Below are 22,421 nucleotides of genomic sequence, written 5' to 3' on the forward strand. Positions count from 1 at the left end.
TAAACTCACAGACAAATTAATACACAATAAATTATTGTCTACTGAACGTTAATATCATAGAAATAGTTTGTTTTTTTGTCTAATATATTAATCATTGCAAATAAGACGTTTAAAATATCAATGAGTATTGAACTAAGACATTTGCGTTATTTTATTGCTGTCGCGGAAGAGCTGCACTTTGGTCGGGCAGCTGAACGCTTGCATATTTCTCAGCCGCCACTGAGCCAGCAAATCCAAATCCTTGAAGAGCAAATAGGGGCCCGCTTATTGGCACGAAATAAGCGAAATATCAGTCTCACTCAAGCTGGAAAGCTATTTTTAAAAGAGTCCTACCAAATTTTGGCACAGGTTAACTCTGCGGCTGAGAAAGCAGCCTGTCTACATCGCGGGGAATCAGGAGTACTGACGATCGGCTTCATTTCATCGGCACCGTTTATCAGTGTCGTTTCTAAGAACTTACGTACTTTTCGGCAAATATACCCACAAGTACATATAAGAATGCAGGAGGTGAGTACCAAACAGCAGATTGAAGCGTTACTTAATGGGCGGTTAGATCTAGGTATCATGCGTAATACTCCTCTGCCTGATGCATTACAATATCGATTGCTGTTACGTGAACCTCTGGTCGCAGTCGTCCATGAAGATCATCCATTAGCCTCCCTACCAAATGGCAGTGTCAAATTCAGCTCACTGAACGAACAACCTTTTGTATTCTTTTCTCGCGAAGTGGGGACCGCGCTTTACGACGAATTCTTTACCTTATTAACCCGCGCGGGGATCACACCTTACATTACGCAGGAGGTCGGAGAGGCGATGACCATAATAGGCTTGGTGTCATCCGGTCTTGGAGTTTCAATCCTGCCAGCCTCATTTAGGCGAGTAAAAGTTGATGGTGTCAAATACTTATCACTAGACGAAGCAGATGCGACGACAGAAATGTGGTTGGTTAATCATAAGCATCGTCCGGTGCCCCCCCCAGCAGACGCATTGCTCCGTTTGATGATGGCTGATATCCAAGCGGCTCCGTATAAATAGTCACTATATTAAGGAAAAAAGAAAACACATGATTATGTGCAGCAAATCACATAACTAATCAAATAGTTGACGTCATATGCTAAAAGCCCCAACATAACGATAATCTTTATTTAGAAGCGCGAAAAATACTCTTTTACATAAGAGCTAAAACGTCATTTAGGCAAAAAAGGAGCTGGTTTAGTGATAATGGATGGACAGCCTGGGCATATTGATCAGATCAAACAAACCAATGCAGGGGCCGTTTATCGGCTAATTGATCTTTTTGGGCCGATATCCCGTATTGAACTCTCCAAGCGGGCCCAATTAGCGCCCGCCAGCATCACTAAAATTGTGCGAGAATTGGTCGAAGTTCATCTGGTAAAAGAGACTGAATATCAAGATGTAGGAAGCCGCGGTAGACCTGCTATTGGGTTAGTCTTGGATACCGAGGCTTGGCACTATGTTTCTGGGCGTATCAGCCGTGGAACGATAACACTGGCACTGCGCGACCTTAGCAGCAAACTGGTAGTTGAAGAACAAATTCCGCTGCCAGACAGCCACCCTGAGCCACTGCTTAATCGTATTCTTAACGAAGTTGACCAATTTTTCATTCGCCATCAGAAAAAGCTCGAACGGCTCACCGCAATTGCTATTACGATGCCAGGCATCATTGATGCACCTGCTGGAATTGTGCATAAAATGCCATTTTATGCTATTAACGAAATGTCACTTGGCCCAGCGTTAGAGCAACGTACCGGTTTACCTGTCTATCTACAACATGATATTTGCGCATGGACCATGGCTGAATCGCTATATGGCGCTTCACGCGGTTGCCAAAATATCATTCAAGTCGTTATTGACCATAATGTCGGGGCCGGTGTTATCACCTCTGGGCGGGTATTACATGCAGGGAGCCGCAGTGTCGTTAATATTGGCCATACTCAAGTTGACCCCTATGGTAAACGCTGCTATTGCGGCAATCATGGCTGTTTGGAAACTGTTGCCAGTATCGATAATATGTTGGCAATTGCTCAACAACGATTAAACAGTTCAATGAGTTCGCTGTTGCACCATACACCTCTCAGTGTAGAGTCGCTTTGTGATGCAGCGTTAGCCGGTGACCAATTAGCCAAAGATATTATTCTGGGTGTAGGTCATAGTGTCGGGCGAATTATTGCCGTTATGGTCAATTTATTTAATCCAGAGAAAATTCTCGTCGGGTCTCCATTGAATAAAGCTTCATCTATTCTGCACCCGGCAATTGCCTCTTGTATTCGTCAACAAGCATTACCCGCTTATAGCGAAAATATTCTTGTTGAATCAACCGATTTTTTTAATCAAGGTACAATGCCTGGCGCAGCATTAGTCAAAGAAGCATTATACAACGGTTCATTATTAGTGAAGTTACTGCAAGGGTAGTGTATTAAATCTAATAATTAAGAGTTAATTATTCGTGGGTACCTCCGGTCTATTCCGCCTATTATTTGCTATTCTCTGTTAAAAGCCTCTCTCAGTTCGGCAAAACATTGCGCTAACGCAAGCTGTCTGTTGCTGTCATCGCCTAGACTTTTATTCATGTTGCCAATTCCGCCAACTTCGGTGGAAAAACTTGAATTAAAGTGGCCAGATTGCGGAGAGTTGTTATGTTAACGCGTTTATTTGTGACAGGTACCGACACTGCTGTTGGTAAAACCATCGTGTCACGGGCTTTACTTCAAGCCTTAAGCCAAAATGGCAGAACAGCAGCAGGCTATAAACCTGTTGCAACAGAAAGCAAAGAGACCCCTGAAGGGTTGCGTAATCAAGATGCGTTGATCTTGCAGGCGTCATCATCCATTGAGTTAAATTATCAGGAGATAAATCCATATCCATTACAAGGTGATGTTATCCATGCCTGTACAGATACCCTGATTAATTATGAAAAAATGACCGAAGGATTGCAGTGTTTATCGGCTAAAGCAGATACCGTAATCGTTGAAGGCTGCGGTGGGTGGAAGGTGATGATGAATGACCAACGCTTTTACTCTGACTGGGTGGTACAAGAGCAATTACCCGTTATTTTAGTCGTCGGAATTAAATTAGGCTGTATCAATCATGCCTTATTAACAGCGCAGGCAATTATCAATGATGGGTTACCCTTATTAGGTTGGATAGCCAATCGCATTAACCCTGGCTTAGCCCATTATGCTGAAACAATCACAATGCTACGGGAGCGGTTACCCGCTCCACAATTAGGGCAATTGCCTTATCTGCCTCGCCCGGAAGAAAAGCCATTAGCGAAATATTTAGATCTTACAGCCATTTCAGGATAAACCTATTATACCTGCCATACTTCAAGCTACATGTGTATTGGCTACTTTCGTTAGCCCCGCGGGGATGACGATATTAACCGTACTATTTAGTGCGAACGATATACCGATATCGGGTGTAACCAGCGGGCTATTGTTGTTGCAATAACACAAGATAATAATAGCCCGGGCAATAAGGTGTACTCGCCGGTCATTTCACAAACCATTAAAGCAGCCATAATGGGCGCATGAGTCGTTGCTGCCAGTAATGTTGCCATGCCGGTCAGTGCCATTAATAACCCAATGTTGTCTCCCAGCACGGGCCACAAAGCAAATATCTGTCCGCATAACATGCCGAGTGCAGCACCGACAAACAATGTGGGCGTAAATACCCCTCCTGGAGCACCGGATCCACTACTGGCAAGCACGGCCAATAACTTACAGACCAATATGCCACCTATCAGTAACACCCCAGGCGGCGTGGTGAGTAGAGATTGCACTACGCTGTAGCCATTGCCCCAGACCTCTGGAAATATCAGTGATAGTAAACCAACAATTACCCCCCCCAGCGCCAGTTGCAGAGGTGGCGATAAATTCAGGGAGCGGAAAGCATGACTGCTAGCCGCCATAGATTTTAAAAATAAAGGTCCGCTGAAGCCCGCCATTAATCCTAGAAGAGCCATCAGGAAATATTGTACTGGCCAGGGAGAAGGGAGTGCCTGCACTTGATAAAGGGGTTCCTGACCCCCTTGTAACAAGTTGGTCGTCAATAGCGCACTGACCGCAGCGATCACTACCGGGCCGAGCGAGGCCAACATCAGTGTTCCAAACAGAATTTCTGCAATAAACAGGCTGCCTGCCAACGGAGCATGATAAGCACTTGCCATTCCCGCAGCGGCCCCACAAGCGACCCACAACTTCCACTCTTTGGGATTTGCATAGCGTTGAGCGAAAATCGAAGCGAACAGGGCGGCCAACAACACCATCGCCCCTTCACGACCAATAGCACTACCGCTGGATACGACTAATAAAGAGGCGAGGGACTTCACCAGACTGGCTGAAACATCTAATCGGCCATCACCGATTTCAATGGCTTCCATATAATCAGTGGGCGCACTGGGCTTACGGTGTTGATAACGTTGGTATGCCCATAACAGAGAACCCGCGGCCAATCCCCCCAGAGCCGGGGTTAATGCGCGCCGCCACCCAGTGATAGAGGCAGCAGCAGCGACCAGGCTACCATCTGTTCGTGAGAAGAGCAGCCACTCCAAGCCCAGCATCGCCTGATGAAACAGCCAAACAATGAGCGCAGATACCATGCCAAGCATGATAGAGATCAACAATCGGCGCAGCATCACGCGGTAGTAATAGAGATGGATTGGCCGTTTCATGCAAGACAACTGACTGACATGTTGAAGTAAACTCTGTTCTTTTATATAAGGACATTGTTACTTGCTATCAAATGAATGGCTAGTAAATATTGTTCAATATAAAAGGCGTACCACGATGTTACGCCTTAGCAAGGAGAGGAATGGGTTACTCGCTATCGGTGATGCGGGTATAAACAATTTTCTGTGAATCATTCTCACAATGCCCAACCACTTGACCACCGACTTGTTGGACCTGATCGTTAGGAACGATTTCCAGCTTAAAACTGGATTCCGGCACGCCATTGCTAATAATCTTTTGTGCAATTTCTGCCTTTACACTTTCGCAAGAAGCCAGCGCAGCTAGAGGTGCCAGAGAGAATAATAACGTACTAATAATAAGTATTTTTTTCATCATAAATCCTTGTGGGGATGAACAGTTTACCCGATCTATTCTTTCCTAAATAGTTTTTAAATAATAGCCAAGGCTCACTGAACTTCAAGTAAACCTTAACCATATTAAGTCATTTACAGATTAATCTGACAGCCAGATATCCTGCTTTTTATTCACGGGATGATGTGGTGAACGTTAAAAAGTTAAAGTTTTTTATAAATTATATAGACTCACTAGTTCCGATGAGCTTACTTATTTTAAGATCAAGACCAGTATTACGGATTAATTTTACGGCCAGATAAACGATCCAAACAACGCTGAGTATTAGGTTCCCAATAGGCGTTTAGATTATCGCTACGCTCGCAGTTATCTTTTGCATCGACTGCCCGATCATTTTTATCAAAGTCTTTTTCGACCCGATTATTCATCTTGTTACGCAAGCGATTTGTTTCATCCCACTGTTGCTGGCTTTGGCGCGCTTGCTCTTTTGACATGGGATCATTGTTGCCACCGACAGAAACACAAGTACTGCCCTGGGTACAACTTGCAGATTGTGCCAAAGCGGGTGTTTGCCATACTAATGGCAATATCAGCAGGGTTGCTGGCAAAAAAGCACGCATCAGGCGAGGCAGGTTGTTAATTTTCATCATTTAAGTCCTTTTTACTGGTCGGTAGTAATCATCATGTAATTTATTGGCACGCTATCAGCGAATAAAAATCATATCATTTCACCCGATATATACACTATGCCAGCAGCAACCTTGTTTAAAGTATGTAAAGTAACTCGATGTTACGGCTAAATCAGTGCAGGGCGACGAGTGCCACCCAATAAGCCTGTGTTAGGAACCGCGATGAATATTCAGCCCAGCAAAAGACTGACTTACCGGCATCATTTCCAGTGAGTTAATATTGACGCGAGCAGGGAGCATTGCAACCCAATAAACAGCTTCAGCGATATCTTCTGGCATCAGGGGATCTGCACCATCGTAGGTTTTATTGACCTTTTCTCCATCACCCTTAAAACGAACCGCTGAAAACTCAGTACCGCCGACCAAGCCGGGCTCAATATCGGTAACCCGGATATGAGTGCCATGTAGGTCGGCACGTAAACCCAAACTAAATTGTTTAACAAAAGCTTTCGTCGCGCCGTACACATTACCACCGGCGTATGGCCAATTAGCAGCAGTAGAACCAATATTAATAATGTGCCCCATATTACGTTCAACCATCGCAGGTAATAGGGCACGAGTCATATTTACCAACCCTTTAGTATTGGTATCAATCATTGTGTCCCAATCATCAACGTTGGCTTTATATGCAGGCTCTAACCCTAATGCTAGCCCGGCGTTGTTTACCAATAAATCGATATTCTTCAGTTCAGCGGGCAATTCATCAATGACTTGTTGAATAGCTACGCGGTTGCGCACGTCCAGACGTACGATGTGCAGTTGTGCACCCAGTTCGGCTTTTAGCGCTTCCAGACGTTCCTGACGGCGACCGGTAGCAATGACCTGATGACCGTGGCTAATAAACTTACGGGCAATAGCCTCACCAAAACCTGATGTCGCACCAGTGACGAATATGATCATATAGATTCCTTAATTTGTTGTTACCAATAATCTAATTGATATCATTAACATATTCTGAGTCAGAGTGGAATCCATCACTTAGGTATCTGATTGCTGTCAGGGTATCTACTATCTTACTGGCGCTTTTCGCGCGCGGCACGGCGGTAGAGAGTACTACGTGCTATGCCCAAAGCCTTGGCAGTTTTACTGATGTTACCGTTAAAATATTGCAGTGTTTTTTCAATCAACTGCTTGTCATGCTGTTGCAACGCAGGGTACGGCTCACTATTACCATATCGGTAGTTATTGGGCAGTGTGTTGCAATCAAGTACCTCATCATCATCCGCTAGTGCGAGCAAAACCTTCAACAAGCTTCGCAGTTGGCGCACATTACCCGGCCAAGGATGCTTCGCCAACGTATCAAGCAGTGCTGGCGTAAAGCAAATACCTCGTTGTTCACCGCCCAACTCCCGCCATAGCTGTAAAATAAAGGCGGGCAGTGCTGGCCACTCACGCAGTGGAGGGATGGTTAGAGAGAACTCTTGTAAACGATAGAGGAGGTCTTCACGAAATCCTCCTTCCGCGACCAACTGGGGAAGATTCCGATGTGTAGCGCAGATCACCGCAAAATTGACAGGCCAACTACGACTAGAACCCAACGGTGTCACCTCTTTTTCTTGCAATACCCGGAGTAAACGGGTTTGTAGCGATAGTGGCATATCACCTATTTCATCCAGAAACAGTACGCCACCGTCTGCCTCCCGAATTTTACCGATATAGCCGTTTTTGCTGGCTCCCGTAAATGCACCAGGTTGATATCCGAAAAGTTCTGACTCAATCAGAGACTCTGGAATGGCCGCGCAGTTGATAACGACAAATTTGCCTTGCCGCCACCGGCTCTGCTGATATAAAGCCCGGCTAACATACTCTTTACCACTGCCAGTCTCACCATTTATACATAGCGAGACGCCAGCATTGAGCAATCGCACCATTTTCTTATCGTCACCACACAGTGAGAAAGATAAGTCAGGCGAGGTTACCGATGTTGTGGGAAAGTGTATTACTGGGAAGTGGCTTCGTGCTGGCGCCCGTAGGCGAAAGAAATAACGTTGTTGGTTGTAAGCCATTAAAGGGTGCGGTACATGGTTGGCAACCTGCTTACTTTGCGGAAAAAGTTGCTGGAAGGTTAGGGTGCCAAACTGGTCGGCAGCCAGCTCCAACTCATGCATCGCCCGACGGTTAGCTGCCATTAGAACGTTATCAGAGAATACCAGCAGTAGCTCTTCAATATTATCAATACCTTGTATTTCCGGATGCAGGCTCATCAGCCACTGATCTGGATGCAGACTCTGTTTCACCCACAAATGTTCAATTTGTTTCGCCGCGTCTTTTATCCATGCCAGGGTGTAGGGATGAGGGTAATATGTCGGACCCGATATATCCAGCACACCGGCAATCTGTCCGTTAGGCGCTTGTAGTGGCATAGCCGCGCAGTAAAGTCCCTGATTGCTGATGAGGTAATGCTGATGCCCGTAGATTTCGCAGCTATCATCAATTGCCAGAGCAGTACCGATGGCATTCGTTCCTCGGCTACATTCACTCCATAGATTACCGGGCGTCAGGGCAAACCGTTGTGCTTTGTGCAGAGCCTGTATATCGCCGAAGGTATTTAATACCAACCCACTAGCATCAGCGAGGACCACTACCGATTGCTTATCGGCAATTTTCTTCACCAGCGCTTTCACTGTTGGTTGGGCAAATTGCTGTAATAAGGCGTTACTGACCAGCAAGTCGGCCAGTTCTCCCTGCCGAATACGGGGAAAATCGTCGGATATGCGATCTAAACCGTAGAGTTGGCTGCGCAGCCAAGAGTCACGGAGTCGTTGGTTGCACGCGATAGTGGGCGTGCTGACGGTTGATAAATTTTCCTGCATTGATAATCTCACACCAGAGCCATGCATGTTGCATTATTGTGTCTTTTTGGTGTTTTTAATGTTGCGATTTGCAACACAAATATCAAAATTTCCTTTTTCCCTCCTAATAAACAAAACTCAAACCTCATAATCAATTGATAATTAATGTCATTAATATACCAATTGCAAAATAATAAGTTGGCACGATAGCTGCTTTAAATGGAAAGAGAAAAAGTAACACCGATACATATCGATAACAAAATAGTAGCGGTGGTGCCAACTTCTGATAATAAACACCCTACATAAGGAGCTTGCAATGCGTTATGCACATCCAGGAACACCAGAGGCTTTAGTCTCTTTCAAAGCAATCTATGGCAACTATATTGGTGGTGAATTTATTGAACCGCTCGGTGGTCAGTACTTTATGAATACTTCACCAGTGAATGGCAGTGATATTGCGCAGTTCCCACGTTCCGACGCCCGAGACATTGACGCAGCGCTGGATGCTGCCCATCAAGCCGCTGACGCTTGGGGGAAAACCAGTGTTCAACATCGTTCCAACCTCCTGCTACAGATGGCCGATCGTATCGAAGCCAATCTTGAATACCTTGCCGTGGCAGAGAGTTGGGATAACGGAAAGCCGATTCGCGAAACACTGAACGCCGATCTACCACTTGCGGTGGATCATTTCCGTTATTTTGCCGGGTGCCTGCGGGCACAGGAAGGCGGTGTGGCCGAAATTGATGAGAAGACCGTTGCCTACCATTTTCATGAACCGCTAGGTGTGGTCGGGCAAATTATCCCATGGAACTTCCCGCTGCTAATGGCCGCGTGGAAACTTGCACCCGCACTGGCTGCGGGTAACTGTGTGGTGCTGAAACCGGCAGAACAGACACCACTGGGAATAACACTGTTACTGGAACTAGTCGGTGATATTTTCCCAGCAGGTGTGATCAATGTGGTTCAGGGCTACGGGCGTGAAGCAGGAGAAGCGTTGGCACGTAGTAAACGTATTGCCAAAATTGCTTTTACTGGATCCACGCCAGTTGGTCGCCACATCATGGCTTGTGCTGCGGAGAACATCATTCCCTGTACAGTCGAACTGGGTGGCAAGTCACCGAACATCTATTTCGCCGATGTGATGGAAGCAGAACCAGAGTTTATTGATAAAGCGGTTGAAGGACTAGTATTGGGCTTCTTCAATCAAGGAGAAGTGTGTACCTGTCCTTCTCGTGCGCTGATCCATGAATCCATTTACGCGCCATTTATGGCGCGAGTAATGACAAAAGTCGCCAATATTCGCCGTGGCGACCCACTAGACACCGAAACCATGATTGGTGCTCAAGCTTCTCGTCAACAGTTTGACAAAATCCTTTCCTATATTGACATCGCTCGTAAAGAAGGGGGGGAAATCCTCACAGGAGGCGCGCGAGCAACCATCACACCTGCTTTGGATTCTGGTTTCTACATCCAGCCAACGTTGATTAAAGGTGATAATCTGATGCGCTGCTTCCAAGAGGAAATTTTTGGGCCAGTAATCGGTGTAACCACGTTTAAAGACGAAGCTGAAGCACTGGCTATTGCGAATCAGACGCAATTTGGCCTTGGTGCAGGTATCTGGACGCGTGATGCCCATCTGGCTTATCGCATGGGCCGAGGTATTAAAGCGGGTCGCGTCTGGACGAACTGCTACCATGTCTATCCTGCACATGCTGCGTTTGGCGGCTATAAACAGTCGGGCGTAGGACGTGAAACACATAAAATGGCATTAAACCAGTATCAACAAACAAAGAACCTGTTGGTCAGCTATGACACTGCGCCTTTAGGGTTGTTTTGAGTCTATTAATGAGCGTCTCAGCCTACAGGGTACCAATACTCCAGCGTCATACCGTAGCTAATGAAGAGTAACGCTTCAAAGACCGGTTATTAGTGACCGGTCTTTGAAGGAGAAAAGGGAAGGGTAATGGCGGCATACTCATCCTTTATTTGTAAAAATGGTTTATCCAAAAAACTTCCCAATCAATGATCTATACTAGCTACTCCCCCATGATCGTAATAACTCTTTTCAGCCTCAGTTAGTTAAAAATATCAAACTACGCTCTCTGATGAGAGAGACGTAAAATCATTCGCATGATTAGAAATAAAAATCATATATCCGTCTTAATATTACCACGTCACAATTCCACACATATTAAGCGGGATTATTCGTAATTCCATACCAAATGAATTATATGTAAATTAAATTAAGTGAAATTAATAAAAACACAACATTTGGCAATAAAAGACCAATTAGCACTCCCATTCTAAAGGAGAAAAATTTCCTCCTAAACCATAAAAAGAACATATATAAGAAAATATTTTTCTCACATTAAAGATATATATTGGTTTCGTTTGTAGGGGAGGGTCTATGCGTAATGTGATAATATCAATGCTATTTATATTGGTTTCTTTAACCTGGGGAACAACATGGTTAGCAATGAGGATTGCTGTTGAAACAATTCCACCTATATTTGCCACGGGGATGCGTTTTATATTTGCATCGCCTTTTTTAATCTGCATTGCATTGCTAACCAAAACACCACTTTTATTTCCAACTGGGCAACGATTTTTTCAATTTATAATCTGTATATTTTATTTCTCCATCCCTTTTACGTTAATGATTTATGGTGAGACTTATGTTAGTTCAGGTCTTGCCTCAATTATTTTTTCCAATATGCCAGTGGCCGTATTAATCGCATCGGTTATCATTTTAAATGAAAAGACTAATTTAATGCAAATCACGGGGTTAACTATTGCAATGGTTTCTCTGGCAAGTATTCTCCTTGAGGAGTCAAAAACAGGTGTTGGGAGTCATTGGCAAGGGATTCTAGCTCTTGTTTCCGCCGTGATTATACATGCGATTGTATATACGCAATGCAAGAAAAGGTGCTGCACAGTCTCTGTTATCACATTTAATGCACTTCCTTGTTTTTTGGCGGGTTTAATTCTTGCATTTGCAGGGTATTTTTTTGAGAAGCCACAACTTGCGAATTTCTCAATTAACTCAATATTATCAACTTTTTACCTTGGCGCTTTTGCTGGAGTATTTGGCATTTTGTGCTATTTCTTGCTCCAACAAAAGGCTAATGCTTTTCAGGCCTCTCTTGTATTTTTAATATTCCCTCTGATTGCCGTAAGTTTGGAGAGCTATATCTATGGATATGCAATTTCATTTTACTCAATGCTGTTGATAATACCTTTAGCTTTTGGAATACTCATTATTCTTATCTCTAAGAACTATTATGCAGTAAAGAATCAGGGTAGCGTTACACCGGTAGATGTAGAAAGGTAACAAAATAAAGGGGCGATTTATACGACATATAACTTGCCCCCTCGGCCAGCATTTAGGGGGCAAGTTATATAAGTAAAGGAGCCATTAAATATTTTTTAAGGGCACTTCATCAATACGTCACTATCTTCTTTGTCATCATGTACAGTAGCACTTAATGAATAGTCAGATGCTTCAGAACTATTATTTTTAATTTCCCAAATCCAACTAAGCGCTCCTGGAGTATAATAATCCTCATACCTAAGAGGTCTATCAATATCGCTTCTCTTTACCTCTTTCCATCCATCTCTTATACTGCATAGTAAAATTAACGTCATATCTGCATTTGCATTGGTAGAACGTAATACAGCATATAATTCCCCTCCTCTCGACTTACCCTCTTTATTTCCTCTAATACATACTTCTCCTTTTCCTTGGATAGTACCAGTATATGTTTCGATATTAGGTATACGAAGAGAAGGTATTGAATTTAGTGTATTATCATAATCAGCCGCCAACGCTAATCCAGAGAAAAATGTTAATGTCAGTAATGACAGAAATTTTTTTTTCATAAAACTCTACCTATATAAATACCATCATTCTCATTTTTATTATCTACACTATCTTTATTGTTTTTTTTGTGATTAATATCAAGTTTTATAAAACTTATCATCGGGGGATTAGTTGTGGAAATCATGGCGCTATCGCATTAACGTAGGTGAGTCAGCAAAAGTTGAAGCGCAGTCAACAGAGAAAACAGGATCAGTTGTGGGCAGAGGTGGGCCAGTGTTTATAGGGCATAGTGAAGATGATGTGCAGCCATTCACAGTCGGGGAGAATATGCTATTGCTCGGAGACCTTCATTTTGGGCGGAAGTATTTAGTGTGAGAACAGCGGGCACAGAAGTAAACGGTGAAGTATTCATCCAGCCTGTGTCATCGCAGGTGTTTTTGCCACGTCTGAGGTACCAACATGGCCATCCGCTCAGCATAATCACTTACAGACTGCGATTGGGATGATAGAACAAAACACCGGCGTTGTCGCATCAGCCCAATAGCCCAATCATGACCACAAAACCCCAGATTCTGCCTATTCTTATCTTGGTGCGCATAATGTATATTATGTTAAATAGAATTTGGGGTCTGTTGCTTCCACTTGCAGTATGGATCTCCTTCCCTCATTTGAGCCCGGTGACGCTGCTATGTGAAATCGATAGGAGTATCAATCGTCATTTCCATGCAATTAGAACTACAGATAATGAAAGTTAGGAATGAAGCAATATCGGAGCCCAAGTTTGGGCTCCTTCCTTACATAAATCATGATATTTGGATATTGGCGACTGTAAACGAAATTGTGTAATTTCCCTGGTGTGGCATTTAATATAACGTAAGGTTCCGATTTATATTGGTCTTTGCCATTACCGGATACCTTTTGACTTCAAACATTCATTTCATGGGTGCAACTGAGACAGCCCTTCAATCGCACTTTCTAGATAACGACGCGGGCATCCTAAATTTATTCGAATAAAGCCAGCCCCCATCTGCCCGAAACTTTCGCCCATGGACGCGGCGATCTTCGCCTTGTCGAGTAAAACTTGCTTCAGCGTTGTATCATCCAGCCCCAAGTCACGGCAATCCAGCCAGGCGAGATAAGTGCCCTCTGCCTTAACCATGTGACACCAAGGAGCTGCATAAGCTAGTGCCTGTTCGAGCCAGCGCCGGTTCTCGGCTAAATAGGCCTGTAAGGCATCCATCCAAGGGGCACCATATTTATATGCTGCCGTGGCTGCAGTCATAGATAAGGCATTGAAAACATCTAAGCCATGTGCATTAAGCCGATTGATAAATGCATGACGAATATCTGAGTTAGGAATGAGAAAGTTTGAAATTCTCAATGAAGATAACCCAAATGTCTTACTTGCCGACGTTGCCGCGATAACATGCTCATGCCACTCAGGGCCTAAATGTAATACCGATGTGAATGTCTCTCCTGGTAACGTTAAGTCAGCCCAAATCTCATCTGAAATCACGATGACATTGTACTTTTTGCACAGTGCCAATAGCTGGGTAAGCTCTTCTGACCTCCAGCATCTACCTGTAGGATTGTGCGGGTTACACAGCAGTAATAACCGGGGTTTCTCACGTTGAAGCAGTTGTTCTAAATGGTTATAGTCAATTTTATAACCCTCTACCCTCTCCAATAGCGGGTTCTCTAAAACCACCCTATTATTCATCGTGATAATCTTGGCAAATGAACCATAATACGGTCCCTGAATAACAACCCCATCACCGGGTTCACTCAACATTTGAATCAGTAAAGCCAGACCGGGGACGACGCCCTCAACGGAGGTAAACCAGTCTCGATTGAGTGCTAACTGATGCCGGTTGGCAAACCAATTAATCGCGGCTTGATAGTAATCATCATTTCTTTCGCTATAGCCGAATACACCATGATCGACACGGGTGTGTAGCGCTTGCAGCACTTCATCGGGGCACCTAAAATCAAAATCAGATACCCACATAGGCAATAAATCTGATTGGTCTAATTGCAGATATTGATTTAAAAAGTCCCACTTAACCGAACTGGTATTATGACGATCAATCACCTCGCTAAAATTAGGCTGTTTCATGTTGCACCTCCTGACGCTTGCCTGCATTCTCAGGCTTTACTTTTGCTATACCGAAACCGGTAAAACCATAAAGAAGGGCAAAGAATACAGCGGCATAACACTGAACAGCCCACGGTAACAGATCCAGAGTACTGACTCCCAGCGTTGTGGCCATGTAAATTCCTGCGGCGGTCCATGGAATTAAAGGCTCAATAACAGTACCGGCATCTTCTACCGTCCTTGATAGATTTTTATTATCCAAACCCATTCGGCCATAAGCGTCTTTGAACAACTCAGCAGGGATCAGCAGCGCTAACTTTCCGTCACTGGTGGCACCCGTCACCAAAATTGTTGTTGCGACCGTTGCAGCAATAAGTTGCCCGACAGTCCGTACAACTTTCAGTAAGCGGTTGATAATGATCGTAAGAGCGCCCGTCAGAGTCAATGCACCCGCAAATGAGAATGCACAGAAGACTAAGAGGATAGTACTCATCATTGAGAACATGCCGCCACGGTTCAACAGACGAGGAACGTCACTGACAATGCCGGATACGTTATGCCCCTGATCTGCAAACATCGATAGATTAAAACCATCCATCAAGGACTCTAATCCTTGCTGTAAGGTAAATCCTTGTAGGACAACTGCAATCACAATCGCCAGTGCACAGCCCGCCAGCATCACCGGAATGACTGGCCACTTTATTATTGCGCCCCACAAGACCAAGACCGGAGGCAAAATCAGTAACACGTTAAAGTGATATAACCCCTCAAGCGCCTGAATAATTTCCGTTACTTTTTCAGGTGTCGCAGCACTGCCGATTGAGCTGGAATGACCGGCAATCAGATAGACGATGGCAGCCAAAACAAAACTTGGGAGCGTGGTATACATCAAATGCTTGATATGAACATAAAGGTCGGTATCCGCAACAATTGCCGCGAAGTTTGTTGAGTCAGAAAGTGGTGAAATTTTATCGCCAAAATAGGCCCCAGAAACTACCGCACCCGCTGCTGCAGCTAACGGCACATCAAGACCTGCAGCGACGCCCATAAGAGCGACGCCAACAGTGCCGGCAGATCCCCAAGACGTACCGGTACAGACCGAAATGACACTGGTAATAAAGAAAGCAGAGATCAGGATGTATTGTGGACTAATCAGCTTTAGCCCCCAGTAAACCATATAAGGAATGGTCCCGCTGACCATCCAGGTACCAATAAGCCCTCCAACACAAACCAAAATCAAGATCACAGGCATCGCCTTGGCGAGCTTTGCCACAATGGAATCAATAATGTCATTCCAGCGATATCCCTGCCAATAAGCTAAGGCAGCGGTGATACAAGCGGATAAAAGTAGCAAGGGCTCAATACGTAACCCAAACTGACCATATCCAACCACTAACAGAGTTAGCATTGACACGATCGGCAATAACGCCAGTCCCAAGCTTAGCTCTTTTTTGTTGTCCATTTATAACTCCGGTTGCGAATGGGCTGTGACAACAGAATAATTAATATATTGAACCGAGGATGTGAGCGCGGATGGCTGTTCATGTAAGCGGTTTCATGAGAAATGAAAGTGTGACAAAAGTCACGTTTCAAACTATTGATTACCCTATTTATCCCCTATTCTTCCCTATCTGTGCAACTGAATCCCTGATAACCAGATCAGCGGAGAACATATTGATTTGGGGCGAGACTTCCCCCTCAGCATGTAACAGCAAGGCGATGTTTGCAGCCCTTCTGGCCATTCGCTCAATTGGGTAATGGACGGTGGTTAATGATGGATAGAGATAGCGGGCCAAAACGACATCATCAAAACCAACAATTGAAAGTTGTTCCGGCAGGCTGATGTTTCTTTGATGTAATGACCGCATCATCCCGGCAGCCATCACATCGTTAAATGTTACCACTGCGGTAAAATTCTGATCGCTGGCTAATAGCTTTTCCGCTGCTAACTCGCCCCCCTCCTCATCAAACGGAACGCTAATAATCCAATCAGCAGGCACCGTGATCCCCGCGCTCGCCATAGCAGCTAGGTATCCTTCCAAACGCTGTTTTTTGTCATCAATCAATAAATTTGCGGTGACACATGCAATTCTAGTATGACCATTCTGAAGCAGATAATGGGTGGAGGCTTCTGCGGCACGGGTATTGTCTAACCAGACACACCGGTTAGCAATAGCGGGTAAATAACGATTAATGAGTACCAACCCAGGAGTGTGGGCAGCATAGCGTAAGATCTCAGCCTCACTCATTCGTGTGATATGAGCGACGATGGCTTCACATCCTTGATTGATCAAAAACTCTAGCCCGGCTTTTTCAAGTTCTTCCTGGTGGCCCCCACTACAGACCATCAACTTGGCTCCTTTTTTACGAGCAACCTCTTCAACCCCTCGGGCTAAACGAGAGAAGAATGGATCAGCCAGATTACCGGTCAGCAAGCCCAGCATGTTTCCACTTCTTTTAGCCAACGCAAGAGCTGCCGCATTTCGCTGGTAGTTGTACTCACGCATTGCCTTCTCTACACGTTCACGGGTACCGGGCTCTACATAGGCCGTATTATTAAGAACACGACTAACCGTTGCTACCGAAACCCCAGCCCTCAGCGCAACATCTTTCATTGTGGCCACGAGTCACTCCCCATTTAGGCACTCTCTTTAGCTGTTTTATAACCACCGAACATCGATAGCAACTCATGTCACCACAACACCATTGAATGTATGTGTACAGCACTGGCATGTAATCGGAATATCTTCTGCACTCAGTGATGGATTCACCTTTTGCAATATACCTGCGTCATCAACATATAAGCCATGATAAAAACGGGTATCGCCACAACGGACATAGTCGCGCTGTTCATGTGAGTGCAATGCGACCATCCAAAAAATCGGCTCAGGTTTATCAAGGCGTTTCACCGCATGACTGTATACCTCATCCCATTGCTGGCCCACTTTAGTCAGCAGAAACATAAACAGCGGGGAATAATCCAAGCCTCGTTTCTGCTTACCATGCATTGATGCACGCTGTGGCATGTTCTCATCTGTTGCTTTCTGTTTATACCGTTCCCAACGATATTCTGCGCCTGGGTTGTTTGAGCGGTGACGTGTGGTGGTGTTAACTCTTCGATATAGCTTTTTAGCGGTATTTTCCTGATGTATGCGCATCAATGGTAATCCATTACTTTTAGCTGATTAGACATAAAATAAAACCTTTGGCGCTGGTGATAACCCGCCTCCTCAGTCTCAATAATGATTAAATAACACCGCTGACTCACTGGTTTGGCTCATCAGCGGTGAGAGATAACAACTTACTCTGACATCACAAACGGTGATGTATATTTGTCGACATTCGCTTTTGTGATCAACATACAGTCAAAAAGTTGTTTTTCACCCCGAGCGCCCGTTTTACCGGTTTTGAGGAAATTATCCGCCTGTTCAATGGCTTTTGCTGAAAAAACAGCGACCGGTTGCAACACAGTATAAGCCAACGTACCGGCTTTCACGGCATCCACCGCATCTGGTGAACCATCAAACGCCCCTACTTTCACTTGGTCGATTTTGCCAGCTTCCTTCAACGCGGCAATGGCCCCGAGCGCCATTTCATCATTCCCGCTGATAACCCCTTTTATGTCCGGGTTTGCCTGAAGCATTGACTGCATTTTGTTGTATCCCTGAGTACGATCCCAGTTGGCCACTTCTTTACCGACCAGTTTAAGGTCTGGGTACTGAGACAGTACGCTACTGTAGCCATTAGCCCGGGTGGCGGCGTTGTTATCTGACGGCGCACCAACCAGTTCAACATATTTACCGGAGTCACCTACTGTTTTAACCCACTGTATGGCACCCAGCGCAGCACCCTGCGCATTATTTGAAACCAGTTGTGCTTTGGCAAGACCGCTTTGGTTAAGCTCAGCATTGATTATAAATACCGGTATATTGGCGGCGATGGCTTTTTTTACCGAACCTATTGAGCCGTCAGCATTGGCCGGGTCAAGAATAATCGCTTTTGATTTATTGGTTATCGCCGTATCAATGAGCTGGCTTTCGGTATTGGTATCACCTTTATGGGCACTCACGGTAGCGCTGTACCCCATTTTCTCTGCCGTGGCTTTCGCCACCTGCCCCTCGGTGAACCAATACGGGTTAGAGGGATCGTTGATGATGATCGTCATTAACCCATTATTGGCCCACGATGCGGTGGAGAAAACAGTGGCAAACGTCATGGCGACAAGGAGAAAGAAATGCTTGCTGTTAAACATAATAAATACTCCATTTATGCAGGATTTAGGGCTTGTAGATGGACGCTGATTGTTGATGACATCGACGTAGGTGGCATCGATAAGATCACACACCGACTGCAAATGACATCAATAGCAGGGACTGCCCACTCTCCCCACCTGCGCTTATAGGTTTACTTGTTTCATTTACCTCGTCGGCCGTACTGCAAGGTATTGAGCAATACCGCCATAACAATCACCGCGCCAGTAAACACGGTTTGCCAATAGGCGGATACGCCAATAATCACCAAGCCATCGGAAAGAAAACCAATAACAAAAGCCCCAAGCAGTGTGCCACGAACGTTGCCACGCCCTCCGGTCAGCGCCGCACCGCCAATCACCACCGCCGCAATGGCGGTCAGCTCATACGTGGTACCCGCAGTCGGGCCGGCGGAGGTTAACTGCGAAGAGAGCACCAATCCAGCCAGTGCAGCGCAAACCCCGGAAAGAACATAAACGCTGATTTTGACGAATTTAACCGGAACACCCGAGAGATCCGCGGCACGTTCATTGCCTCCCGAGGCATACAACCAGCGACCAAATGCGGTACGCATCAGTAAAAATCCACAGGCCAGTGCCACGACGCCCAGAGCCAGCACGCCAATCGGAATATTAAAGAGGCGATTAAATCCCAACCAGTCAAAACCGGTATTACCTAGCTCGGGGCTACCCGCGAGTTTGTTGTAGGTTAAGCCATTGGTCATCAGCAGTGCCGCGCCACGTGCTACATAGAGTGAACCGAGTGTTGCCACAAAAGCAGGTACCCGAAAAATGGCGATCAAGATGCCATTGATAAGCCCAACCAATGCGCCCAGCGCCAGAGTCATAATTACTACCGCCCAGACTGGCAAATAGAGCACCACGCCGAGTGACTCAATGCTTATGCCTTGCATTAAAAAACCCGCGAATACACCAGACAGACCCAACGTCGAACCAACAGAGAGATCAATTCCACCATTAAGAATAACCAGTAGCATTCCAATCGCCGGGAGGCCAAATATCGCCACATGTGAGGCCATCGTCAGGAAATTTGCGCCAGAAAAGTAGTTGGGTGAGAGGAATGAAAACACGGCAATAATGACCAATAATGCAAAGAAGGCGCGCCCTTCCAGTAATAAGCGCGACAGCTTCAGATGGCGCGGCTTACCCACGCTTTTGGCCGGTGTAGGGTTCGCCGCATGCAGCATTTGGGTTCTCTCGTTCATATTTTTCGGCTCCATGTAGGGTGATGTCAGGCAATCACGGACTCGCCAGAAGCGGCCATGATGCGTTCTTTAGAAACCGCAGAATCAAAGATGGCGGTAATATGCCCTTTACTCATCACCACAATGCGGTGCGCTATACTCAGGCACTCTCCTACTTCGGAGGTGGAGTAAATAACGGCCAGTCCTTTACGGGCGCTCTCAGCAAGTAAACGGAAAACCTCCGCTTTGGCACCAATATCAATGCCACGGCTGGGTTCATCCAATAAAATGACTGTTGGCCGGGTCGCCAGTATCTTGCCGATCACGACCTTTTGCTGATTCCCGCCAGATAGTGACCCAATAGTCGCCTCACCTCCTGTCGTTTTCACCGTCACATTGCGGATGGAATCGGCCACCAACTCCTGTTCACGGCGGGGAGAAAGCACCAAGCGACGAACAAAATCGCGAATACTGGCCAGGGTGAGGTTTTCACCCACTGACATCGTCTGCACCAAGCCGTCACGCTGACGATCTTCGGGTACCAACGCCAGACCGCTTTCAATACGGTCAGCAATGCTGAGGGGGGAAATATCTTGGTTGTTGAGCAGAATAGTGCCCTGTTCAGCGCTAAGCCGCCCGGCGATGCACTCCATCAGTTCGGTACGGCCCGCGCCCATCAACCCGTAAATGCAAATGATCTCCCCGGCCCGCACACTTAATGAAAGGTTATCCACGGCCATATAACCGCTCGGGCCGGGAACACTGAGCTGATCAACCGCCAGAGCGACGTCACCAAACTCGTAGCCCTGCGGCGGTGAGCCTAAGTCAAAATGATCGCCCACCATATTGTGAACAATCCACTCCAAATCGATATCACTACGCTGGCCACTGGCGGTCACCACCCCATCGCGCAATACCACAGCGTGATCGGTGATTTCCAGTGCTTCCTCCAAATGATGTGAGATATAGACAATCGAAACGCCACGGTGGGTAAGGTCACGGATAATGCTGAACAATACGCCGACTTCCGAGGCACTGAGTGCTGATGTCGGTTCATCCATAATCAAAATACGCGCCTTAACAGATAGTGCACGGGCAATCTCCACAATCTGCTGCTGACCTAAGCGCAAATCCTCTACCAGAGTCAATGGGTCTATATCTTCCTCCAGTTCACGCATTAGGTCCCGGGTAATGCGCTCTTCATTGGCAAAATCCACCCCTGACGCAGTCATCATTTCTCGGCCAATAAAGATGTTGTCGCGCACATTCATGTTAGGTGCGAGATTCAGCTCCTGATGAATAATGGCAATCCCATGCTGGCGCGCTTGGGCTGTTGAGGAGAAGTTTTTCACTTCACCACTGAGCAAAATATCACCTGAGGAGGGAGTGACTACCCCCGAGAGAATTTTCATTAACGTCGATTTTCCAGCGCCATTCTCCCCAAATAGCGTCGTCACCTTACCCCGACGAATATCGAAGTTCACACTTTGTAGCGCATGGGTCGAACCGTAGATTTTGCTGATATTCCGCGCCGCTAATACAACGTCTGGATCATCATGCTGTTCGTTATCTATTTCCTGGGTCATTGAATATCGATCCTTACCGGTGTGACCAACCAATTATCTGGATTGAGTAAGCTAAATACACCAACGACCTTCACGGTTTTACCGGTAAGCGCCACAGTATCCAGCGGTTCCAGCACCGATGATTTCATCGCATTATTAATTGCCGACCCTGCATTCTGGTACTCAATTTGATTCTTAAAGTCACCAAACTGTATTTTGCCTGTCGCATCACGCAAAGCGGTGCCCGTGATCGCAGGTCCAGTTTGTATGCGCACCTGAGAGCCACCTGGTAACCCATTGATTTTTAAATCATAAACCCCCATATTTCCATCGCCGACTACGCCGGTGAAATAGACAGCGAATACCGCCAACGGTGAACCAACACCATATTTTTCCACTGCTTGTTGTGAGTTGGTTCGCAGTAAATCAGCCAGCATGGGGGCATCTACCGCTTGGGCTACGATACTTTTTTGAATCTCAGGAAAGATATTCACACCATAGCTTTCTGCAGAAAAACCCTGCTCCCGAACATCCTCAGTGGAACCGATTTTCACCACTTTAGTATTCAGGGCAATACCACTCAGAATCACTAATACAGCCGCACAGGAGAACATAATGCGTTTTTTAGTACGGCTGGCGAACTGTGAAGAAAGTTCAGACACATTGCTCATACTCTTGCCTCATATGGCCTATCGCTACTCGACATCTAACCTCTCGTCTCCTCACTAAATGGTGAGGATCTCGCGACGACAGTAATCGCAGTCATCGTCTGGTTTATCAACCGCCAAATCACATATGTTCACGCACATATCATTTGAACGAATGGCAATGTTTGGAAAATAGATTTTAACGAACAAAAGTTCAATGTAATTTATTGTGAACATAGACTTGAAACCAATAAATGTTCCATAAATGCGAAAAATGTCACGTTTTTGTTAAAAAA

19 protein-coding genes are annotated in these 22,421 nt (G+C 45.7%); 5 read left to right on the top strand and 14 right to left on the bottom strand.

The genetic code is table 11. From position 1 onward, the window contains the following. The first annotated feature begins 120 nt into the window (after window positions 1-120). The 3 genes from AC971_RS05550 (at window position 121) to bioD (ending at window position 3,326) form a co-directional block, all read left to right on the top strand. On the top strand, window positions 121-1,035 hold the full coding sequence (locus tag AC971_RS05550; protein WP_025383924.1) for a LysR family transcriptional regulator: 915 nt from the start codon (window positions 121-123) through the stop codon (window positions 1,033-1,035). A gap of 180 nt (window positions 1,036-1,215) precedes the next feature. Then, window positions 1,216-2,433: a sugar metabolism global transcriptional regulator Mlc gene (gene mlc / locus AC971_RS05555; RefSeq protein WP_025383925.1), complete on the top strand. Its 1,218-nt coding sequence runs from the start codon at window positions 1,216-1,218 to the stop codon at window positions 2,431-2,433. A gap of 224 nt (window positions 2,434-2,657) precedes the next feature. Next, on the top strand, window positions 2,658-3,326 hold the full coding sequence (gene bioD / locus AC971_RS05560; protein WP_025383926.1) for a dethiobiotin synthase: 669 nt from the start codon (window positions 2,658-2,660) through the stop codon (window positions 3,324-3,326). Between the two features lie 86 nt (window positions 3,327-3,412). Here bioD and clcB read toward each other — a convergent pair whose 3' ends face one another. The 5 genes from clcB to AC971_RS05585 all read right to left on the bottom strand — a co-directional run bounded on the left by clcB (window position 3,413) and on the right by AC971_RS05585 (window position 8,565). Next, on the bottom strand, window positions 3,413-4,693 hold the full coding sequence (clcB, locus tag AC971_RS05565) for a voltage-gated ClC-type chloride channel ClcB (protein ID WP_038402261.1): 1,281 nt from the start codon (window positions 4,691-4,693) through the stop codon (window positions 3,413-3,415). A 145-nt stretch (window positions 4,694-4,838) separates the two neighbouring features. After that, window positions 4,839-5,084 (bottom strand): DUF1161 domain-containing protein, encoded by a 246-nt coding sequence (locus tag AC971_RS05570; RefSeq protein WP_025383928.1) that lies wholly within the window; start codon window positions 5,082-5,084, stop codon window positions 4,839-4,841. Window positions 5,085-5,338: 254 nt separating this feature from the next. Next, the gene (locus AC971_RS05575) at window positions 5,339-5,710 is read right to left on the bottom strand and encodes a DUF1283 family protein (protein WP_025383929.1); all 372 of its coding nucleotides are present in this window, start codon (window positions 5,708-5,710) and stop codon (window positions 5,339-5,341) included. A 192-nt stretch (window positions 5,711-5,902) separates the two neighbouring features. After that, window positions 5,903-6,652 carry a bifunctional NADP-dependent 3-hydroxy acid dehydrogenase/3-hydroxypropionate dehydrogenase YdfG gene (ydfG, locus tag AC971_RS05580; RefSeq protein WP_025383930.1) on the bottom strand — a complete coding sequence of 250 codons (750 nt, stop codon included), beginning with the start codon at window positions 6,650-6,652 and terminating at the stop codon, window positions 5,903-5,905. 113 nt (window positions 6,653-6,765) lie between these two features. Then, complete coding sequence (locus AC971_RS05585; protein ID WP_025383931.1) at window positions 6,766-8,565, bottom strand: sigma-54-dependent Fis family transcriptional regulator; 1,800 nt, start codon at window positions 8,563-8,565, stop codon at window positions 6,766-6,768. Window positions 8,566-8,860: 295 nt separating this feature from the next. Here AC971_RS05585 and exaC point away from each other — a divergent pair, with 295 nt between their 5' ends. Continuing rightward, on the top strand, window positions 8,861-10,381 hold the full coding sequence (exaC, locus tag AC971_RS05590) for an acetaldehyde dehydrogenase ExaC (protein WP_025383932.1): 1,521 nt from the start codon (window positions 8,861-8,863) through the stop codon (window positions 10,379-10,381). Window positions 10,382-10,951: 570 nt separating this feature from the next. Beyond that, window positions 10,952-11,875, top strand: a complete 924-nt coding sequence (locus AC971_RS05595; RefSeq protein ID WP_025383933.1) for a DMT family transporter — start codon at window positions 10,952-10,954, stop codon at window positions 11,873-11,875. A 95-nt stretch (window positions 11,876-11,970) separates the two neighbouring features. Here the strand turns inward: AC971_RS05595 and AC971_RS05600 are convergent, their stop codons facing one another. From AC971_RS05600 to AC971_RS05640, 9 genes are all read right to left on the bottom strand, one after another. Then, window positions 11,971-12,423, bottom strand: coding sequence for a superantigen YpM (locus tag AC971_RS05600; protein WP_025383934.1), 453 nt, complete (start codon window positions 12,421-12,423; stop codon window positions 11,971-11,973). 878 nt (window positions 12,424-13,301) lie between these two features. Beyond that, the gene (locus AC971_RS05605) at window positions 13,302-14,480 is read right to left on the bottom strand and encodes a MalY/PatB family protein (RefSeq protein WP_025383935.1); all 1,179 of its coding nucleotides are present in this window, start codon (window positions 14,478-14,480) and stop codon (window positions 13,302-13,304) included. Beyond that, window positions 14,467-15,921, bottom strand: a complete 1,455-nt coding sequence (gene nhaC / locus AC971_RS05610) for a Na+/H+ antiporter NhaC (protein WP_025383936.1) — start codon at window positions 15,919-15,921, stop codon at window positions 14,467-14,469. The genes AC971_RS05605 and nhaC overlap by 14 nt, the downstream gene beginning before the upstream one ends. Before the next feature lie 148 nt (window positions 15,922-16,069). Next, entirely contained in the window at window positions 16,070-17,083 is a 1,014-nt protein-coding gene (locus AC971_RS05615) for a LacI family DNA-binding transcriptional regulator (protein WP_025383937.1), read from the bottom strand. Window positions 17,084-17,146: 63 nt separating this feature from the next. Further along, complete coding sequence (locus tag AC971_RS05620; protein WP_025383938.1) at window positions 17,147-17,617, bottom strand: hypothetical protein; 471 nt, start codon at window positions 17,615-17,617, stop codon at window positions 17,147-17,149. 143 nt (window positions 17,618-17,760) lie between these two features. After that, the gene (locus AC971_RS05625) at window positions 17,761-18,711 is read right to left on the bottom strand and encodes a D-ribose ABC transporter substrate-binding protein (protein ID WP_025383939.1); all 951 of its coding nucleotides are present in this window, start codon (window positions 18,709-18,711) and stop codon (window positions 17,761-17,763) included. A 161-nt stretch (window positions 18,712-18,872) separates the two neighbouring features. Next, window positions 18,873-19,934, bottom strand: a complete 1,062-nt coding sequence (locus AC971_RS05630) for an ABC transporter permease (protein ID WP_025383940.1) — start codon at window positions 19,932-19,934, stop codon at window positions 18,873-18,875. A gap of 26 nt (window positions 19,935-19,960) precedes the next feature. Then, window positions 19,961-21,499 carry a sugar ABC transporter ATP-binding protein gene (locus tag AC971_RS05635; RefSeq protein WP_025383941.1) on the bottom strand — a complete coding sequence of 513 codons (1,539 nt, stop codon included), beginning with the start codon at window positions 21,497-21,499 and terminating at the stop codon, window positions 19,961-19,963. Then, window positions 21,496-22,149 (bottom strand): DUF2291 family protein, encoded by a 654-nt coding sequence (locus AC971_RS05640; protein WP_025383942.1) that lies wholly within the window; start codon window positions 22,147-22,149, stop codon window positions 21,496-21,498. Before AC971_RS05640 ends, AC971_RS05635 begins: the two co-directional genes overlap by 4 nt. Between the last annotated feature and the right edge of the window lie 272 nt (window positions 22,150-22,421).

Source organism: Yersinia similis (assembly GCF_001053095.1).
Lineage (GTDB): Bacteria > Pseudomonadota > Gammaproteobacteria > Enterobacterales > Enterobacteriaceae > Yersinia > Yersinia similis.

What these genes read in the sequence shown, in the direction of transcription:
- AC971_RS05550 (WP_025383924.1), top strand. Translation starts at nt 121, where the DNA reads ATGAGTATTGAACTAAGACATTTGCGTTATTTTATTGCTGTCGCGGAA.
- bioD (WP_025383926.1), top strand. Translation starts at nt 2,658, where the DNA reads ATGTTAACGCGTTTATTTGTGACAGGTACCGACACTGCTGTTGGTAAA.
- clcB (WP_038402261.1), bottom strand. Translation starts at nt 4,693, where the DNA reads ATGAAACGGCCAATCCATCTCTATTACTACCGCGTGATGCTGCGCCGA.
- AC971_RS05570 (WP_025383928.1), bottom strand. Translation starts at nt 5,084, where the DNA reads ATGAAAAAAATACTTATTATTAGTACGTTATTATTCTCTCTGGCACCT.
- AC971_RS05575 (WP_025383929.1), bottom strand. Translation starts at nt 5,710, where the DNA reads ATGAAAATTAACAACCTGCCTCGCCTGATGCGTGCTTTTTTGCCAGCA.
- ydfG (WP_025383930.1), bottom strand. Translation starts at nt 6,652, where the DNA reads ATGATCATATTCGTCACTGGTGCGACATCAGGTTTTGGTGAGGCTATT.
- AC971_RS05585 (WP_025383931.1), bottom strand. Translation starts at nt 8,565, where the DNA reads ATGCAGGAAAATTTATCAACCGTCAGCACGCCCACTATCGCGTGCAAC.
- exaC (WP_025383932.1), top strand. Translation starts at nt 8,861, where the DNA reads ATGCGTTATGCACATCCAGGAACACCAGAGGCTTTAGTCTCTTTCAAA.
- AC971_RS05595 (WP_025383933.1), top strand. Translation starts at nt 10,952, where the DNA reads ATGCGTAATGTGATAATATCAATGCTATTTATATTGGTTTCTTTAACC.
- AC971_RS05600 (WP_025383934.1), bottom strand. Translation starts at nt 12,423, where the DNA reads ATGAAAAAAAAATTTCTGTCATTACTGACATTAACATTTTTCTCTGGA.
- AC971_RS05605 (WP_025383935.1), bottom strand. Translation starts at nt 14,480, where the DNA reads ATGAAACAGCCTAATTTTAGCGAGGTGATTGATCGTCATAATACCAGT.
- nhaC (WP_025383936.1), bottom strand. Translation starts at nt 15,921, where the DNA reads ATGGACAACAAAAAAGAGCTAAGCTTGGGACTGGCGTTATTGCCGATC.
- AC971_RS05620 (WP_025383938.1), bottom strand. Translation starts at nt 17,617, where the DNA reads ATGCGCATACATCAGGAAAATACCGCTAAAAAGCTATATCGAAGAGTT.
- AC971_RS05625 (WP_025383939.1), bottom strand. Translation starts at nt 18,711, where the DNA reads ATGTTTAACAGCAAGCATTTCTTTCTCCTTGTCGCCATGACGTTTGCC.
- AC971_RS05630 (WP_025383940.1), bottom strand. Translation starts at nt 19,934, where the DNA reads ATGAACGAGAGAACCCAAATGCTGCATGCGGCGAACCCTACACCGGCC.
- AC971_RS05635 (WP_025383941.1), bottom strand. Translation starts at nt 21,499, where the DNA reads ATGACCCAGGAAATAGATAACGAACAGCATGATGATCCAGACGTTGTA.
- AC971_RS05640 (WP_025383942.1), bottom strand. Translation starts at nt 22,149, where the DNA reads ATGAGCAATGTGTCTGAACTTTCTTCACAGTTCGCCAGCCGTACTAAA.